The sequence below is a fragment of the Izhakiella capsodis genome (genome assembly GCF_900115045.1).
In the GTDB taxonomy this organism is placed as follows: Bacteria; Pseudomonadota; Gammaproteobacteria; order Enterobacterales; family Enterobacteriaceae; genus Izhakiella; species Izhakiella capsodis.
This window is the reverse complement of sequence record NZ_FOVC01000001.1, coordinates 433,235-451,482: the sequence shown is the minus strand read 5'-3', so window position 1 is coordinate 451,482 and position 18,248 is coordinate 433,235. Positions and strand designations below refer to the sequence as shown.

The 18,248-nt window shown below is 49.1% G+C and carries 14 protein-coding genes and 1 pseudogene; 6 read left to right on the top strand and 9 right to left on the bottom strand.

The window, feature by feature from the left end:
* Positions 1–141 precede the first annotated feature (141 nt).
* Entirely contained in the window at positions 142–735 is a 594-nt protein-coding gene (gene pth / locus BM191_RS02080; RefSeq protein WP_092874464.1) for an aminoacyl-tRNA hydrolase, read from the top strand.
* A gap of 11 nt (positions 736–746) precedes the next feature.
* On the opposite strand, the gene BM191_RS02075 is transcribed toward pth, so the two are convergent.
* The gene (locus BM191_RS02075; protein ID WP_230479483.1) at positions 747–1,466 is read right to left on the bottom strand and encodes an EAL domain-containing protein; all 720 of its coding nucleotides are present in this window, start codon (positions 1,464–1,466) and stop codon (positions 747–749) included.
* Between the two features lie 336 nt (positions 1,467–1,802).
* On the opposite strand from BM191_RS02075, the gene ychF reads away from it, so the two are divergent.
* Entirely contained in the window at positions 1,803–2,894 is a 1,092-nt protein-coding gene (ychF, locus tag BM191_RS02070) for a redox-regulated ATPase YchF (protein ID WP_092874461.1), read from the top strand.
* Positions 2,895–3,585: 691 nt separating this feature from the next.
* Here the strand turns inward: ychF and BM191_RS02065 are convergent.
* The 7 genes and pseudogenes from BM191_RS02065 to BM191_RS02030 form a co-directional block, all read right to left on the bottom strand.
* Positions 3,586–3,921, bottom strand: coding sequence for a DMT family transporter (locus BM191_RS02065; RefSeq protein ID WP_177203283.1), 336 nt, complete (start codon positions 3,919–3,921; stop codon positions 3,586–3,588).
* A gap of 473 nt (positions 3,922–4,394) precedes the next feature.
* Positions 4,395–4,544, bottom strand: a pseudogene (locus BM191_RS16980) (DNA-invertase); the annotation flags it as partial.
* 424 nt (positions 4,545–4,968) lie between these two features.
* Positions 4,969–6,210 carry a PAAR domain-containing protein gene (locus BM191_RS02050; RefSeq protein ID WP_230479482.1) on the bottom strand — a complete coding sequence of 414 codons (1,242 nt, stop codon included), beginning with the start codon at positions 6,208–6,210 and terminating at the stop codon, positions 4,969–4,971.
* A 449-nt stretch (positions 6,211–6,659) separates the two neighbouring features.
* Complete coding sequence (locus BM191_RS02045) at positions 6,660–6,947, bottom strand: hypothetical protein (protein ID WP_092874452.1); 288 nt, start codon at positions 6,945–6,947, stop codon at positions 6,660–6,662.
* A gap of 154 nt (positions 6,948–7,101) precedes the next feature.
* On the bottom strand, positions 7,102–7,347 hold the full coding sequence (gene ycgZ, locus BM191_RS02040) for a regulatory protein YcgZ (RefSeq protein WP_092874449.1): 246 nt from the start codon (positions 7,345–7,347) through the stop codon (positions 7,102–7,104).
* Between the two features lie 636 nt (positions 7,348–7,983).
* Positions 7,984–8,955 carry an FAD:protein FMN transferase gene (locus tag BM191_RS02035; RefSeq protein WP_230479481.1) on the bottom strand — a complete coding sequence of 324 codons (972 nt, stop codon included), beginning with the start codon at positions 8,953–8,955 and terminating at the stop codon, positions 7,984–7,986.
* 58 nt (positions 8,956–9,013) lie between these two features.
* Positions 9,014–11,791, bottom strand: a complete 2,778-nt coding sequence (locus BM191_RS02030; RefSeq protein ID WP_092874446.1) for a flavocytochrome c — start codon at positions 11,789–11,791, stop codon at positions 9,014–9,016.
* Between the two features lie 597 nt (positions 11,792–12,388).
* Between BM191_RS02030 and BM191_RS02025 the strand changes: the two genes are divergently transcribed.
* Together BM191_RS02025 and fumA are read left to right on the top strand one after the other, a co-directional pair.
* A complete protein-coding gene (locus BM191_RS02025) occupies positions 12,389–13,900 on the top strand; it encodes a DASS family sodium-coupled anion symporter (RefSeq protein WP_092874443.1) in 1,512 nt (503 codons plus the stop codon).
* Between the two features lie 153 nt (positions 13,901–14,053).
* Positions 14,054–15,697, top strand: coding sequence for a class I fumarate hydratase FumA (gene fumA / locus BM191_RS02020; protein WP_092874439.1), 1,644 nt, complete (start codon positions 14,054–14,056; stop codon positions 15,695–15,697).
* 68 nt (positions 15,698–15,765) lie between these two features.
* On the opposite strand, the gene BM191_RS16695 is transcribed toward fumA, so the two are convergent.
* Positions 15,766–15,903 (bottom strand): hypothetical protein, encoded by a 138-nt coding sequence (locus BM191_RS16695; RefSeq protein WP_177203275.1) that lies wholly within the window; start codon positions 15,901–15,903, stop codon positions 15,766–15,768.
* A 110-nt stretch (positions 15,904–16,013) separates the two neighbouring features.
* On the opposite strand from BM191_RS16695, the gene BM191_RS02015 reads away from it, so the two are divergent.
* Both BM191_RS02015 and treA read left to right on the top strand, forming a co-directional pair.
* Entirely contained in the window at positions 16,014–16,352 is a 339-nt protein-coding gene (locus tag BM191_RS02015; RefSeq protein ID WP_092874436.1) for an ASCH domain-containing protein, read from the top strand.
* Between the two features lie 207 nt (positions 16,353–16,559).
* Positions 16,560–18,245: an alpha,alpha-trehalase TreA gene (gene treA / locus BM191_RS02010; RefSeq protein WP_092874433.1), complete on the top strand. Its 1,686-nt coding sequence runs from the start codon at positions 16,560–16,562 to the stop codon at positions 18,243–18,245.
* Positions 18,246–18,248: the final 3 nt, after the last annotated feature.

Sequence of the window (18,248 nt, the reverse complement as noted above, 5' to 3'; positions counted from 1 at the left end):
TTCTGTAAGTTTTTTTTACTTAAAAAAACAATAATCACTGATGATAATCATTTTTCCTACAGATGGCGCTATAGGCTTTGAGTTCCCATCCGGCAGGCAGTAAACTGACGCCCTGAATTAGTTATTCATCAGGAACATGACGTGGAAGCAGTTAAGCTAATCGTTGGGCTTGCTAACCCTGGCGCGGAATATGCGACAACGCGTCACAATGCGGGCGAATGGTATGTTAGTTATCTGGCACAGCGCTACAATGCGTTGCTGAAAGATGAACCTAAATTTTATGGTTACACCGGTCGTATTGCTATCGCCGGGGAAGACATACGCCTGTTGGTGCCGACAACGTTTATGAATCTAAGCGGTAAAGCCGTTGCGGCTACGGCGAGCTTTTACCGCATTGCACCCGAGGAAATTCTGGTCGCTCATGATGAGCTGGACCTGCCACCCGGCGTCGCAAAACTTAAACAGGGCGGCGGTCACGGTGGTCACAATGGCTTGAAAGATATCATCAGTAAGCTTGGAAACAATCTTAACTTTCACCGGCTACGCATCGGCATAGGCCATCCCGGCGAACGAAATAAAGTCACCGGCTTCGTACTTGGCAAACCTCTGGCCGCTGAACAGAAGCTGATTGAAGATGCCATTGACGAAGCGGCGCGCTGTACTGAACTCTGGCTACGGGAGCATGATCGCCTGAAAGCAATCAATCGCCTGCACGCCTTTAAAGCGCAGAGCTAGCAGAACAAAGATTAACGCAAGTCACGTCTCAGGCAATCCAGTCGGACTGAGGGTCCATAATAGCCCTGCACGCCCCAGATATGATTTGCGTGTAGCGTTTCAAGTTGCTGCGTATTCTCTACGCCTTCAATGATAATCCGTTCGCTGAATTGGTGAACTTTGTTGATAATCACTGAAAAAAACGGCTTGCCAACGTGTTTCAGATAAAAACGTCGGTCAAACTTTACCGCTTCAAACAGGCAAGACTGTAACGCACTCAGATTGCAAAAGCCGGCACCCAGATCGTCCAGCCACAGTCGATTTTTCTGCTCAATAAGGCTGTGTATCAAAGGATTATCCAGCCCGTCATCAAGATTCGGGAATTTTTCCGATATTTTTAGACGAACAAACGTCAGCTTTCTCAAAGTTTCCTTTATCACCGGCGAGCTGGTGATAATTCCGGCCAGGTGGAAATCAATATTCACGCCGCAGACCAGATTTTCGCTAAGAAAGAAATCTGCCTGCTGTTCAACTGCCTGCAGCTGTCTGAGCAATAATCTTTCTTTTTCAGTAAACGATATCTGCGAATAATTGTCACGAGCCGCTAACCGATCATCCTTCAACTCTCGCGCACTACTAATAAGGCTGAGATCCACACCAATTATCCCACCGCAAGGCGTATGGATTGGCACGCAAATAAATTCATTGGTCATATATTTTGCCGTTGCGATACTGCTGATTGAAAATCGCATTTGTTCCCGCGACCCGCAAATAAATCAGCGATAGACTCCGGCGCGATTCCCTTTTATCGGCACCAGTAGCAACAAACTTTATTGGTTTTCAGCAGCAAAATTGCCAGATGAGACAGCCCGATTTATCCGGGTGTTAGCTCCGACACTAACGGCTGTGTCCCTGCGATAAACGCAATTAGGGCGACGCTGGCTAAGTCATCTCACTGATTGGCGCCAGACGATTAAATCGGCCCCAATCAAGGGGTATTTATGTGTATAATGCTCTCAGTCGTATCAAGTTATCGTCAATGCGATCATATAACGCATTGAATTAAAAGAATTTAAGGTGATTTAACCATGGGTTTCAAATGCGGTATCGTGGGTCTGCCAAACGTCGGAAAATCCACCCTGTTCAACGCGCTGACCAAAGCAGGTATTGAAGCAGCTAACTTCCCATTCTGTACCATTGAGCCGAACACGGGCGTGGTTCCTATGCCTGACCAGCGCCTGGATAAACTGGCTGAGATCGTTAAGCCACAGCGCACAGTGCCCACATCAATGGAGTTCGTTGACATCGCTGGACTGGTAAAAGGCGCTTCCAAAGGTGAGGGTTTGGGTAACCAATTCCTGACAAACATCCGCGAAACTGAAGCTATCGGCCACGTCGTACGCTGCTTTGAAAACGATAATATCATTCACGTTTCCGGCAAAGTTAATCCCGCTGAAGACATTGATATTATCAACACCGAGCTGGCACTTTCCGATCTTGATACTTGCGAACGCGCGTTGCATCGTATCCAGAAAAAAGCTAAAGGGGGTGATAAAGACGCAAAAACCGAGCAGGCGGTACTGGAAAAATGTCTGCCACACCTGGGAAATGCTGGCATGCTGCGCGCACTTGGCCTCTCTGATGAAGAAAAAGCCGCTATCCGCTACCTCAGTTTCCTGACGCTAAAACCCACGATGTATATTGCTAACGTCAATGAAGATGGTTTCGATAACAATCCCTACCTCGACCAGGTACGCGCTATCGCTGAGCAGGAAGGTTCGGTGGTCGTACCGGTATGCGCGGCGGTGGAATCGGATATCGCCGAACTCGACGACGAGGAGCGCGACGAATTTATGGCCGAGTTGGGTCTCGAGGAGCCGGGCCTGAACCGCGTCATTCGCGCCGGCTATTCCCTGCTAAATTTGCAGACCTATTTCACCGCTGGCGTTAAAGAAGTTCGCGCATGGACCATTCCAGTGGGCGCAACCGCACCGCAGGCCGCGGGTAAAATTCACACCGATTTTGAAAAAGGCTTTATTCGCGCTCAAACCATCGGATTTGATGATTTTATAAGCTACAAAGGTGAACAGGGTGCTAAAGAGGCCGGTAAAATGCGCTCCGAAGGTAAAGAGTACATCGTCAAAGATGGCGATGTAATGAACTTCCTGTTCAACGTCTAAGCGAAATAGTGGCAGGACCGGCAAAGTCACTTCAGGCTGGTACTGTATACAAAAAGTCAGTTTGTTTGACGTAGAAAATCGCTGAAGACATCGTTCCGGTTATGCCCGGGAGCGCCCCCGGGCAGATCGGATTCACTATTCTTAAGTGCATTCAACCCTCTGAATAGGAAGTACTATCACCTATCCGCTTGATATCCGCGCAGAATAAAGTCAGGGCTTACTAAGAAATCATCTGCGCGGGATAAAACATCTGAATGAGTAACCGTAGCACTGAGTACCTTGTACAATAGCGACACCACTGACATGTTACGTTATGGTAAGACAGCTTCTCCGGCGGTGAAATTTCGCTGGAAAATTTTACTCTGCGGCAACGCCAATCTCTATTGCTACCAATCAGGCCTGATGATCAACTGCCTTCCTTTTCCGGCAGCTGAAGCTCTATTACCGCCTTGTACGCCCTGCCGACGCGTTAATTGATAACGACTTTTCCCGTCATATCATAAAGCAACATCATTACGCGTTTCATCGCGCGCTAATTTTTCTCGTTGAGAGATGACACAGCTATGCTGACGACCGTGATATTCTGTGCTGTTTCGGCTCGAATCCTGGGTTACTGCCGGTAATAATGTGAGCCAATTTTCAGAAAACACAGGCGCCAACAAACGCCTGTAGTGATGAAGCCTAAGAATAATTATGATTCAATCACTGAACCAGAGAAGAGATTAATAATCACCACACCCGCGATAATAAAGGCGATACCAATAATCGCGGCTAAGTCGAGTTTTTGATGGTAATAAAAATAAGAGATCATTGATACGAGAATAATTCCCAATCCAGCCCATATCGCGTAAGCAATGCCCAAATTTAGCACTTTCACAACGTGGGAAAGGCCGTAAAACGAAATGGCATAACCCACCACCACAATGACTGACGGCACCAATCGGGTGAAACCATCAGTCGCTTTCACCATTGATGTCGCTAAGGTTTCAGCAATTACCGATACAATCAGAAGCAGATAAATTTTGATCATTCAATCAAAGTCCTGTGGTGGAAGTGAGTCCGAAACTGCTGTGTATTCACAGCTTTTGGCACCGTAATCATACCAGTGAGGCTTGCAGAAATCTCTATGACCGAGAAAGGGGGCACCATATCAACTGCGGTTATTCTTATCACTATTTGCCTCCATTTTAGCTATCCTCTGGCGGCGCGTTCCAATTCTGAATTGTTTCATTTTTTTATATCTACACAGGGAGTTATCCCTCACTACTGGGAGCCAATGACTTGTTGCGCCGCACGATAAGTGCGCCCATCCTCGTGACATAAATGGCATTGCTGCAGCATTTCAATATTGCAAAAAAATGGCCGAATGCCAGCGTGATGGCCCTCGCCCTATCTATTCACGGTAATGCGGCTTTAATGGGTTGGACCTTCCACCTATGCCCCATACCCTGGCTACCGCCACACTGTCTACTCTCCACACGGCAGGGGTGTCTTCGCTATTAACGCACGTTTCAGGCCAGAACAGCTGGCAACTTTTCCGCTCATGCAGTCTTCAGAAATGCGGTCGCAGTTTGCACTTGTGAGTATATTACGCTGCAAATCGCTGTTTTGATCGATTGTTAATACGTTGATATAACCAATGACGGCCATCAACTCTCCTCTACTTATGATATTGCCGCTTTATTCAAGCCAGGAAAAGTCAGATAAAACTTGTCAGGAAGCATCTCGCGACCTGGATTCTGGCAAGCTTCAAACATTCGATCGCATCATTTTGCCGCTGATCATGTCCGTTATCGTTGCAGACTGCCTGTTAGTATTGTTGCCGTGATGGGGCTATTCATCAATTCGTTCAACGCATCGCGTTTCTGTGTCACCCCAATAGCGGTTTTCCTTAAGTAACCACGACAGATAGCAGTGAAAAACGGCGTTGCCGTTATGGCTCGACAGTATATCAACCATCACGCCGAAAAAGCAGTTGCGCGCGGCTGATAGTATACTCTTGAATGTTTGAGTAATCAGCCCTGCTATTGCTGATTACTCGCCGTCACTAATACGACACACTACAGAGGAATGTTTAAAAATCGTCATGAGGAACCCAGCGCTCTACTGTATTAACTACAACAATATTATTGGGATTAATTTGAGTATTATCCAAATGGACTTCTCTGTATTCACCTGCACCTTCTGCAATATCAATGGGTCTGCTATTCGGCGACCAGTGATTTGCAATAGCTGCACTGCTTTGCCTTTCTACATTTTCCATTAGTGAAGATCCCCTGACATTTTGCGCATCTATTCTGTATACGTAAAATATATTACGCCCGCTCTGATTAAACAGGTTATCTTCCCCATACTGGGTTGCACCATCTTCAGTATCAGATGCAATTAAAATATTATCGCCATTAATCATCCGTGGAACACCGTCAAAATTATTAGAGCTACTAAATCCATGAGCCAGCACCTCATCGGGAGGAGTGCGATCTGCTCTGTAGACATATTCACCATAAACTTTTTTTTCAATAAACCCTAAACTATTCTCCTTATTCTCTCCGGTGGATGTTTCCACTTTCGATGTGCTTTTCTGTTTACGACAACTAGCACAGGTTTGACCTTTACTATCACTGCCATCGACATATTGACTGGAATTCTTGTCAGGCAGTGATCCACTGACTTCATTGGTATCAGGTTGATTGTCGGTTGATGCGTATCTACCATGATGAGGATTGTCAGTTGACGCGTATCTGCCATGATGACGAGGAGAATCGTCAAACGAGTCTATATCCATATAGTCTACGCTGAGAGGAGGACTTGCGGTTGTATTGTATCCCGGATTAGGCGGGATAAAATCAAAGGACTCTAAATCCAAATTTTCTACGGCGAGAGGAGGAGTCCCAGTTGTAGTATATGCTTGATGATGGGATATATTATAATCTTGCAGATCTACGTCCATTGCCTCGTGACCCAGGTTTAAATTTTGAAATCTTGCCGTCAGATCGCTTATGTCACCATCAGAAATACCCGCACTTCTGATTATTCTGTTTGATGATCGCTGGCCAATAAACACGCTTTCTGCCCCATTAACCGCTGTATGGCCTGAATGATTAGAATTAACACAGGCTGCGTGCAGACCATTTATTTTAATTTTTTCCTGTCCTGCATCCACACCGCCACCGCATTTGCATCGATCTCCAGAACGAGCAGCCGGTTTCCCTTCAATAAATACGTTTGATGAGCCCGATGTTATACGAGTATGCTCGCAATGTGGACATGTAACAAAGTCACCCACTCTCACTGCGTGATCCAAATTACGCGACATATATTCTCCTTGAATATATAATAGAATATGCTCCCAGAATATGTAATAGAACATGGGATTTAAGAAGTGAATTTATACTTTTTTTCTTTAATCATGCGCGCGTCATCTGAAGTCACTTAAATATTTTTTTATATTTGATCTGCCTTAAGTAAATATTTGATACAAGACTCGGAAGTAACAAGCGTTTTTGCTTTGTTGCGGTAGCCCGGCAGTGAATTAGTTACAGGCTGAGACAGACGCCCACCCACACCCTCTACAAAACGCTGTTGGAAGGTTGAAAGTCAGACCTAAAAACTAAACCGCCTCTCGTGTTTAAAGCAGAGAAGCAGTGGGTGTTCAGGCAAACGGCGACGCCAAACTTAAGCCCGCCGGACGATACAGTGCTGTAACCGGCTAACGTAATGATAGGTAGAGGCTTATATGATGAGGAATACTTAGCCACTGTCACATTAATGTTTGCGCGCCGGGGAGCAATGTTCAAATAGCGATCGGCTAGCGTTTTGCTGGACGTTTGCACCACGATCGGTACGGTGCCGGTAAGCATCAATACTCTGAATAACTTCACTGATCGCACCGAATATCGATTGGCGCCTTATTACGTTTTGCTCCTCTGATGCCATCCGGCCTAACTCATCGGTAAGCGCCTGGGTATTGAGCGGACCATCTGACTCCAGTAGCGTCATCACAGCCTCACCGATCAGTTCATCAATGCATCTTATGTCATCGCTTCTTTTCATTACGACATCTCTGTATACCGTTACAAGTGCTGTTGCCTCAATCCTGTCATGCCCAAAAAGATCCAGACCTGATTAAAGCTCATACGCTGCAACGTTATGTTCCGGTTTCCTGCCCGGCCTCTTATCGCCACCGCGATATCCCTTTAAAAATCGATTAACTCTGGCGGTCGAACAACAGTCCAATAAGCTCGTGATAGTGGCTTTCTTCATCTGGCCCACCGGCCAGCTCAAGCCGACGCAACAATTTTGTACAAATTGATTTGCGATTTAAATTTCGGCCGTCACGTAATATTTCAACCACAATCTGCCCCAGCGTTTCCTGCTGCGAAGGCAGACGGGCTTTGCTGAAATAATGGGCAATGGCTTCCGAGGTAGTGAGGTTGTTTCTGTTCTGGCGCATTGTATTACTCCATCATCAATAGTGCGGCTAACCCCGCAAAAAAAGTTATACGTATTTTAAAAAATTGTACAACTAATAAAACCAGATTTTACAACGCAATGCTTGAGCAAAAAGTGCTATTATTAGCCAGCTATTGTAATCGGTGGTTATCATTATCAGGCTAACTTGAAGGTATCGACACTGTCTTTTAAGATCTATTCGCTGCAGCGTTGCCCACGCTCCAGGAGCATGGTATCGCCTGATTGATTCTATTTCTGTCACAGGAAACTTTCGTTTTACTTAGCATAAGGCCTTGCTGTTTGCCGGACTTGTGATGCGCGGATGAAGCTGAACGTTGCAAATAATAGAGGTGACAAAATCAACTGCCCTTTCAAATAAACTTGTACAAGTTTGCTAGCTGTTATCTGACATGTCCGAGGGATGAGGCGGACGTAAGCTCCGTTAACTTATCGCCTCTGCCCTCCGAAGGATTACAGCGATTGTTCTGCGACATCATGGCAAGGGGAGATTACGCCACCTGAGCCGTTGACCAGAGGACATCCGGACTACATCCGTGTTGATAAGGCGCAACGGGAGGGCGGGTATCATTACCGGCTACAAGCCGGGATGTCTTGTGCCGCTATAGCAGCATTACCATTAATCGCTCGCCATCCGGTATTGCTTGTCTGTCAGCGTAAAATCAAAAAGCCGCCGGGAGCTGCAAATCACGCGCAAATCGCGGGTGACGAAAACAGCCTCAATATCCGTATATCCTTGTAACATCTGACAGCCCCGCCCGATGCCCATACCGTACAGCAGTGTGGTGAAGATATCGCCATCAACTGAACGCCGGGAGACAACGGTCACGCTAAGCAACTCATTATCCAGTGGATAACCCGTCGCCGGGTCAAGAATATGGTGGTAATGGTGACCATTTAGTAAAAAAAATCGCTCATAAACCCCTGAGGTCACGACAGACATCGCCGCGACATCGATCGTACCTATCAGTGTCTCCCTGCTGGCGAAGGGTTTTTGCAGACCTACGCGCCAGTTCCAACGGTGCGCATGTGGTGGAGAGCCCAGCGTCTGCACGTTACCGCCGAGGTTGATGAGTGCCTGATCCACTCCCTGTTGGCGCAGATAATCCTGTACACGGTCGGCGATCCAGCCTTTGGCAATAGCACCCAGATCAATTTCCATTCCGACGTGACGCAGAAAAACGGATTGCGTCGCGTCATCCAATTCAATATCGCGCGGGTTTATCAGTGGCAGCAGCCGGGCGATATCATCCGCAGGCGGTACGCTATGGCCCTGAAAGCCAATTTTCCAGCGTTTAACCAGCGGGCCGATGGCGAAATTAAAACAGCCCCCGGGGATCAAGCTGGCCTCACGGGCCAGTTTAATGAGCTGATAAACCGGCAGACTCACGCTCACCGCATGACGACCTGCCGCCTGATTTATTGCCATCACCTGCGAGGGTGAACGATTAACCGTCAGTAAATTTTCCAGCTGCTTAATCAGCTGGAACACCCGCCGCGCTAAAGTCTCATCCGGCTGGAACAGCTTGAGGAGTATGGGGGAGCCCATCATAACTGCGGAGTAACGATAGCTACCGGCATCTTCAGGCACGCATTGCCTCCGCGTTCAGTCAGGCGCCCCACCCGCCGCAGCGACGCGGATACGCAGATCAGCCCAGTGCGTATTCGGCCGCATTGCGACCCGCTTTGATACCGAAAATAATAATATCGGCAACGGCATTTCCCCCGATTCGGTTAGCGCCGTGAATACCCCCGACCACTTCACCTGCCGCCCATGCGCCGGCAATAACCTGTTTGCGGGTATCAAGCACCGAGGTCTCAACATTGATCGTCACGCCCCCCATCGTGTGATGAACCCCTGGCGCAACACGGATGGCATAATAAGGACTCAGAGAGAGTGGGTAACGCAGCGCGGTAGTGCGTCCAAAATCCTCGTCATTTTGCTGGCCAACAAACTGGTTGAAGCGTTTTAGTGTTGCCTGCAATGCTGCCGGGTCCATATTGATTTTTACTGCAAGCTCTTCGGGGGTTGCCGCGCTGATAACGAAACCACGGCCGATATATTCATCAGCTGCCTTGTTATTAAGCCGGATGTGTTCGTCAAAGATGATCCAGGCACTTTTCTCTGGCAGAGCGATAATTCCTGCCGAGACTTTATCCCGGGTTTCCATTTCGTTAAAGAAACGCAGACCCGCCTGGCTGACCAGAATCGCCCCGCCACCGCGTATCGATTCTGAAATTAGATAAGACGTTGTTTGCTCCACCGTAGGGTGGATCTGAATCTCTTTCATATCAACGGTATCTGCGCCAATTTTCTGCAACATGGCTATCCCGCTACCGGTCGCACCTTTATGGTTGGTCGTGACAAAGCCATCCAGCTCAGGGCGATATTTAGCCACCATTTCACGATTAGCGCTGAAACCGCCGGTAGCAACAATCACACTCTTCGCGTGCAGAATACGTGAGTCATTATATTCATCGACCACCTTCACACCGGTAACCGCCCCATTTGCAAACAGGATTTCAGCCACCGACGTCTCAAGCAGAACCTCAATATTGCGTGTGTTAATATTTTTGACCAGGCCGCTTATCAGAAAGCCGCCGACGGCGGAGCGATCCGCCGGGCGATGGGTACGGTCGATACTCATGCCGCCGGTAATGGTGATATCATTCAGCTCAATGCCGTGGGACGCCAGCCAATCGATCGCTTCAGGTGCCTGCTGAACAAATTCGCTGAGCAGCTGCGTATTGTTTTTAAACTTACCGCCTTTAAACGTTTCGTCGTAAAACAGCTCTTTGCTATCTTTGATCCCTTTCAATATCTGGAAGTGGGTTTCCGCCGCATTCATACCAACTGATGCTTTAATCGTATTACCACCGATGGTCGGCATTTTTTCGATGATGGCAACGCTAGCACCATGATCACAAGCCTCGATTGCCGCCGCCAGTCCGGCACCGCCGCTACCCACCACGACAACGTCGTAAACCACGGGAGCACTGGGATTACCGCCCTTTTCAATCACATGCTCTTTAACCGAGGTGGCTAAAACGCGTGAAACCGCTTTTTTTAGCGCCTCACTCTGGGTCGTCGCGCCAGTGATGGCATCAACATGTGGGCTGTTGGCGACCAGAATACGTGAGCGCAAACTGTCAAAAGTCGCGCTGAAATCAACGTCGAGGCTATCGTCCGGCACCAGCGCAATATCCAAAATACGGTCGGTGCCCAGGGTCACGTTGATTTTCAGCTTCAGCGCTTCGGCCTCCACTTTTTCCTGAAATACACCGGCTTTATATTTACGGCCGCTGGCGCTCATATCGCGGATCATGGCATCGACCAGCGAGAAGCGCCATAGCGGTTCAGGAATGGTCAACGCTTCGCGTCGGGTACTATCAATAAACAGCTCAAGTGGCTCATTATTCAAAATGCGATCGGCCCAGTCCGGATAGGCGATGCACGCTTTACCAATCGCCACCAAATCATAGCCATGCTGTAACGCCGTTTCGACATCGGCTTTGCTGACCACCCCGCCAACACCTATTACGGGTACTTTTGCCAGTACAGGTGAGCGCATAGCGATGTATTTATCAATCAGCGGCGTCGGATCCTGGGTATCAATAATAGAAGGGCGAAGTAAGTCACCTACCGAAAAATGAACGTAATCCAGGCCACGTGCCGCCAGTTTTTCCAGAAGATAGAGGCTGTCATCAAAGCGGATACCCGGGACTTCTATCTCTTCCGGTGAAAAACGGTAGCCAATAATGAAAGAGTCATGGGCGAAGCGATCCGCCATCTGATGGGTGATTTCCAGTACTGCCAGAGGGAAACGTGCGCGCTCATCCCGACCCCCGCCCCATTTATCATCACGTTGGTTAGAGTTTGGCGAATAGAACTGCTGAATCAGATACGTATTAGCCCCGTGGATCTCAACACCGTCAAAACCTGCTTTAATCGCACGGTTAACCGCGTCACCAAACCAGGTGATCGTCATATCAACCTCTTCAGCGCTAAGCGCCTGCGGTGTGGCCGCCCCTACACGCGGTGCGGCAATGGCACTCGGGGCAACAGGGGTTTTGCCACCAATCAGCGCCGGGTCCACCATGCGACCACCGTGATAAATCTGCAAAATTGCTTTCGAACCGCGCGTTTTTATTGCGTCGGCTATCCGTGCCAGCCCGGGAATTTTATTATCATTATCAATAGCAATTGCGCCGGGAAAGGCCGGTCCTTTGTTATCGATATAGCAGCATTCAACAATCACTGTTCCGATACTTCCTGCGCGTACGCGATAGTATTCCACCAGCTCACTGGTCACCGAACCATCATAAAAACCCGTACAGGTTGTCATTGGCGCCATAACCAGACGATTTTTTAGCACCGCGCCATCAGGCAGCGTGAGCGGATTAAGAATCGGCGTAATTGCAGTCATTATCAGTAATCCCCAAAACAAAAAGGCCTATAAAACAGTTTAAAACTTTGTTGTGATTAATTAAGCGATCCAAATTAACGTCGTTACCATAGCAATCAGTTTGATCAAATCACTGATAAAATCATCTGATTAATCTTCAATCTTACTGAGGTAGTTTAATTATTATCGGGCCAGTAAAAATAGTACAATTGTTATTTATTTGTTGCATCAACGCAAGTCAATTCATTGAAATAAAAATAAATTATTATGATCATATAGTTATAAATGGTGCAAGTATACATACCAGAATAATCAGGATAAAAAACCCTATGAGAAAATACCTATAATTCATAATTTTAATGAATTAGTTAATAGCGTAAAAACAGAATTAACACAATTTTCATTGATAGAACAAATGATAAAACCAAAGAGGAGCACTCTAATGAATAAAATTATTCCCACATAATTTATATTGTTATTAGAGATAAGATCTTTCTTATAACATTATTTACGCACATCAATATGATTCAGTTGAAAAAAATCAATTGAGCAACTAAAAAATAGAGATGAAAGACCGGGCGTTTCACTAATTTTTTTTCTAAACTACAGAGCAAAACTATGAAACCACTACCCAACTCCCGTAAACCTGCAAAAGCCGTATCGATGACATCAGGTAAAAAAAATCGGCTGATAATGCTGTTTCTGCCGGTCATTGTCGCTGTTCTGCTGCTGCTGATTCCTGTACCTCATGGCCTGGAGCCTTATAGCTGGCACTTCTTCGCTGTGTTTGTCGGCGTGATCGTCGGCCTGATTTTCGAACCCCTGCCTGGTGCGGTAATTGGCCTGACCGGCGTAGTGGTGATCGCGCTATTCAGTCAGTGGCTGCTGTTCAGTCCGACAGAGCTGGCATCACCGGGTTTCAATCAAGCTACACAGGCCTTTCAATGGGCAGTTAGCGGATTTGACAACTCAACCGTGTGGCTAATCTTTGCCGCCTTTATGTTTGCCGCTGGTTACGATAAAACTCAGTTCGGGCGCCGGCTGGCGCTGATTTTAGTGAAATATCTCGGCCGGCGCAGTCTCACACTTGGCTACGCCATTACCTTTGCCGACCTGTTGCTGGCTCCATTCACGCCGTCAAATACCGCGCGCAGTGGCGGTACGATCTATCCTATAATTGCTAACCTTCCACCGCTGTATGACTCTAAACCTAACGACCCCAGCGCCCGCCGTATCGGTTCTTATCTGATGTGGGTGGCGATCACTGCGGCCTGTATCACCAGCTCAATGTTTCTTTCTGCGCTGGCCCCTAACCTGCTGGCACTGGCGCTGGTGAAAAGCGTGGTTGGCTTTAACATTTCATGGGGCATGTGGTTCCTCGCCTTCCTGCCACTCGGCCTCCTGCTGATCCTCACCATGCCGCTGCTGGCCTATTGGTTCTACCCACCGCAGGTGAAGTTCAATGATGAGGTTCCACGCTGGGCAAGCCAGGAGCTGGAAAAACTGGGTAAGCTTTCTCGCAATGAAATCATGCTGATGGTGTTTGTCATCTGTGCACTGCTGATGTGGATTTTTGCCACCGCATGGATTGAGCCGGCGATGGCTGCACTGCTGATTGTCGTGCTGATGCTGTGGACCGGGATCCTGAACTGGAACGACATTATCAGTAATAAAGCGGCCTGGAACACCTTCGCCTGGTTCGCAACGCTGGTCGCGCTGGCTGACGGCCTGGCGAAGGTTGGCTTTATCGTCTGGCTGGGTAAAGAAGGCGCACAGCTGCTTCACGGTATTGATCCCCAGGTATCCGCAGTCATGCTGCTGGTCGCGTTTTATCTGCTTCATTACCTGTTTGCCAGCTCTACCGCACATACCACGGCGCTACTGCCCGCCATGCTGACTACCGCAGCCTCCATTCCGGGAATTAACATGCCGGTGTTTTGTCTGATGATGGTGACTTCACTCGGCGTAATGGGCATTATCACCCCCTATGGTACCGGCCCCAGCCCAATCTATTACGGTAGTGGCTATCTGCCAACCAAAGACTACTGGCGACTCGGGACTATTTTCGGAGCCATCTTTTTAATCGCGCTAATGGCGATCGGCTATCCATGGATGACAATGATGTTCTGATAGTGTTAGTAGTAAGTTAAAATACATTCACAAAGTGGTAGAATACTGCGCCGGTCCGTAAAACGACTGGCGCAATAACAACAAATAGCCATTATCCACGCGGCCACCTTGCCTGCCTGTGGCCCGGACTGCACGTGATTAAGTGAGCTTGAAATGTCGAAAAAATTCTTTTATTACCAAGAGCCATTCCCACTGACAAAAGACGTCACCGAGTATTACCTGCTGACTAGCGACTATGTTTCGGTTGCCGAATTTGATGGTGAGGAGATACTAAAAGTCGATCCTCAAGCGCTGACGCTGCTGGCACAGCAAGCCTTTCATGATGCCTCTTTCATGCTGCGTCCGGTACACCAAAAGCAGGTCGCGGCCATTTTGGACGACCCGGAGGCCAGCGAAAACGATCGCTATGTCGCACTGCAATTTCTGCGCAACTCGGAAATTGCAGCCAGGGGCGTGCTTCCAACCTGCCAGGATACCGGCACTGCGATTATCAGCGGCAAGAAGGGGCAACGCGTCTGGACCGGTGGCGGCGATGAAGCAGCACTTTCGCAGGGGGTCTATAACACCTATACCGAAGATAATCTGCGCTATTCACAAAACGCCGCGCTGGATATGTATAACGAGGTGAATACTGGTACCAACCTCCCTGCTCAGATCGATCTGTACAGCGTTGACGGCGACGAATATACGTTTCTTTGCATTGCTAAAGGCGGTGGCTCGGCCAATAAAACCTATCTCTATCAGGAAACTAAAGCGCTGTTGACACCCGCGAAGCTAAAAAATTATCTGGTCGATAAAATGCGCACCCTCGGCACCGCCGCCTGCCCGCCCTATCACATTGCTTTTGTTATCGGTGGCACCTCGGCGGAAAGCACACTGAAAACGGTAAAGCTGGCTTCAACGCACTACTATGATGGCCTGGCGCACGAGGGCAACGAACACGGGAAGGCATTCCGCGACCTGCAACTTGAGCAAGAACTGTTGGTGGAAGCACAAAAACTGGGGCTCGGCGCTCAGTTTGGTGGTAAATATTTTGCCCACGATATTCGCGTGATCCGCCTGCCTCGCCACGGTGCATCCTGCCCAATTGGTATGGGTGTTTCCTGTTCGGCCGATCGCAATATCAAAGCCAAAATCAACCGCAATGGTATCTGGATCGAAAAACTGGAAAATAATCCAGGTCGTTATATTCCAGCCGAACTTCGCCAGCAGGGCGAAGGTGAAGCCATAAAAGTCGATCTCAACCGCCCGATGAAGGAGATTCTGGCACAGCTGTCCGCCTACCCGGTATCTACCCGACTGTCGCTCACAGGCACCATCATCGTTGCACGAGATATTGCTCATGCCAAATTGCAGGAGCGCATTGATAATGGTAAAGGCCTGCCACAGTACATCAAAGATCATCCAGTCTATTATGCCGGCCCGGCGAAAACGCCATCAGGCTATGCCTCCGGCTCACTCGGACCAACAACTGCCGGACGGATGGACGCTTATGTCGATTCACTACAGTCTCACGGCGGAAGCATGATTATGCTGGCTAAAGGTAATCGCAGCAAACAGGTGACCGATGCCTGCCACAAGCATGGTGGTTTCTATCTCGGCAGCATTGGCGGTCCGGCAGCGGTACTGGCGCAGCAGAGCATAAAGCAGCTGGAGTGCGTGGAGTACGCCGAACTGGGAATGGAGGCTATCTGGAAAATCGAAGTAGAAAATTTCCCGGCGTTTATTCTGGTTGATGATAAAGGAAATGACTTCTTCCAGCAAATCCATACCCCGTGTACAGCCTGCCTGAAGTAACACAGCGTGGTTAACTAGCGGCCATCAGCGAATATGGCTCTTCAATTTTTTCCTGCTGCGTGGCTGAGCTAGGCGCTCACTGCTCCCACCGCCCGACGTGTCGCACCCTGGCCCACTTCAGCCACCGGGCGAACATCGGCGGCGCAAAAAGATCGCCGACGTTGCCGCCCCTGACGTTCATCCGGCTGGCTGGTTGATGGTAACATCGGCTGCAAATACCTCTCCCTGGGGCATCAGGTTGCATAATGTCCACTGTTGAACAACTCAAACAGTTAAATCCGGAGCTAAAACATGGGCATTCGGTCATTCGCCTGCAGTGCTTGGCAGGCTTACGGCGCTGGTCGTACGAGGCATAAAAACGGCCACCCGCTGCTCGCAGGCGTCTTATCAGCAGAAGAGCGTGGATGACGTCAAACCGGGGAGCTATCAGATCATCGTCGATGGTCGTGAGCGGCCAGAGTGCGTTATTCGCATTCACTCATCAGGTCTTATTCGCTTTAACAACATGGCCGCATCACTGGCAGCCATGGAAGGCGAAGACGATCTGTCACTGAGATCCTGCGTAAAGTCCATAGCGCCGGATAACCGTAAAATGCCATACTGCTTGCTCTTCCCGCCACACTCTGACAGGCGAAGTCCTCAGCCCCGGCCTTAATTCCTGGGCCGTAGCGCTGATAAAGCGTGCATGCACCCTATTATTCGCCCTCTGCGGCCGATATGGCAGAAAGCTGAAAAATGCGCGCAGACCATCATTGTTCTCACGGTCTATCACCAAAAAACGGGAAAATTTGCCAGCTTCGTCTAAAGTCGTTTGAGGCTTAGCCAGTTATTGCTAAGTGCGACCAGACAAGGAGAAAGACGAATGCAAAAATCTGTCGGTTACCGCCGTAGCAAATCAGCAAATATATTGCCCTGGATGCTTTCGGGATTACTGATTAGCGTTAACCTCCCCGTGCAGGCCGACGGCTTGCAGCGCTCACTCGGCGAAAATAATCAGCCACCTGATATACGTTTCGGTCCGCTTTATATCGCCGTGCAATCAGCAAAAGTTTTTCCCGACCAGAAAACCTTCGCGGACGCCATCCCAAAGTTTGATCCCAATACGATTATTGCTGACTGGCAGATGCAAAAGCGTCAACGCAACTTTGATTTAAGACATTTTATTGCGCTTAATTTTTCCCTACCCGGGAGCGGTTCCAAATATGTTCCGCCGGTCGGGCAGAGCCTGCGCGCCCACATCAATGGCCTTTGGCCGGTATTAATCCGCCATTCAGAAAAGGTGGCGCGTTGGGACTCTTTGCTGTCGCTGCCAAAACCTTATGCGGTGCCTGGCGGCCGCTTTCGCGAGGTTTACTACTGGGACAGCTATTTCACCATGCTTGGCCTGGCTGAGAGCGGGCACTGGAACACCGTGCGGAACATGGTTGATAATTTTGCCTCGCAGCTGGATCGCTACGGCCATATTCCTAACGGCAATCGCACCTATTATCTCAGCCGCTCGCAGCCCCCTTTTTTCAGCATGATGGTTGATTTGCTGGCGAGTCATGATGGCGACGCCGTATACCGCAACTATCTGCCTCAGTTACAAAAGGAATATGGCTACTGGATGGCCGGTGCCGAGAAGCTTAACCTCAACGATGCCGATTTACGGGTCGTTAAGCTAAGTGACGGCACTGTTCTGAATCGCTACTGGGATGACAGAGACGCTCCGCGTACCGAGTCCTGGCTGGACGACGTGCAAACCGCGCAGAAAGCGCCATCGAGAGAAAAGCAGCAGGTGTGGCGCGATCTCCGCGCAGGTGCCGCCTCTGGCTGGGACTTCAGCTCGCGATGGTTTGATAACCCCAATGATCTTGCCTCAATACGTACCACAGCGATCCTGCCGGTGGATCTCAACGCATTGCTCTATCATCTTGAAGTGACGCTGGCAAAAGCCAGCAAGCTAAACAATGATGCTGCCGCCAGCAGCCATTTTGCTGAGCTGGCTAAAAACCGCCAGCAGGCAATAAACCGCGTTTTGTGGGATAAAAAACAGGGTTGGTACGCTGACTATGACTGGCAGAAAAAAACGCTTCGTTCGCAACTCACTGCGGCCACCCTTTTTCCACTTTATATGCAGATAGCCAGTCAATCACAGGCTGACCTTACGGCAACAGCGGTACAAAATCAGCTCGTCAAACCCGGCGGTCTGGTCACCACTACCGTAAATAATGGTCAGCAATGGGATGCACCGAACGGCTGGGCACCGCTGCAATGGGTCGCGGTCGAGGGGCTGAATCATTACGGTAAACAAACGCTGGCACGCGAAATTGGCATGCGCTTTCTCAATAACGTGCAGAAAACCTACGATAAGGATCACAAGCTGGTTGAGAAGTACGCAGTGGAAGGTAAAAATATGGGCGGTGGTGGCGGCGGTGAATATCCGTTACAGGATGGCTTTGGCTGGACGAATGGCGTGACCCTGAAGCTGATGGACAGCTGGTGTCCGCAAGGCGCAACCTGCAATAACGTCGCAGATATCCCGGCGACGGCGGAGAAAAGAGAATAAATC

Coding starts and splice junctions, on each gene's coding strand:
- BM191_RS02075 (WP_230479483.1), bottom strand. CDS start 1,466: ATGCGATTTTCAATCAGCAGTATCGCAACGGCAAAATATATGACCAAT.
- ychF (WP_092874461.1), top strand. CDS start 1,803: ATGGGTTTCAAATGCGGTATCGTGGGTCTGCCAAACGTCGGAAAATCC.
- BM191_RS02050 (WP_230479482.1), bottom strand. CDS start 6,210: ATGTCGCGTAATTTGGATCACGCAGTGAGAGTGGGTGACTTTGTTACA.
- BM191_RS02045 (WP_092874452.1), bottom strand. CDS start 6,947: ATGAAAAGAAGCGATGACATAAGATGCATTGATGAACTGATCGGTGAG.
- ycgZ (WP_092874449.1), bottom strand. CDS start 7,347: ATGCGCCAGAACAGAAACAACCTCACTACCTCGGAAGCCATTGCCCAT.
- BM191_RS02030 (WP_092874446.1), bottom strand. CDS start 11,791: ATGACTGCAATTACGCCGATTCTTAATCCGCTCACGCTGCCTGATGGC.
- BM191_RS02025 (WP_092874443.1), top strand. CDS start 12,389: ATGAAACCACTACCCAACTCCCGTAAACCTGCAAAAGCCGTATCGATG.
- fumA (WP_092874439.1), top strand. CDS start 14,054: ATGTCGAAAAAATTCTTTTATTACCAAGAGCCATTCCCACTGACAAAA.
- BM191_RS16695 (WP_177203275.1), bottom strand. CDS start 15,903: ATGTTACCATCAACCAGCCAGCCGGATGAACGTCAGGGGCGGCAACGT.
- treA (WP_092874433.1), top strand. CDS start 16,560: ATGCAAAAATCTGTCGGTTACCGCCGTAGCAAATCAGCAAATATATTG.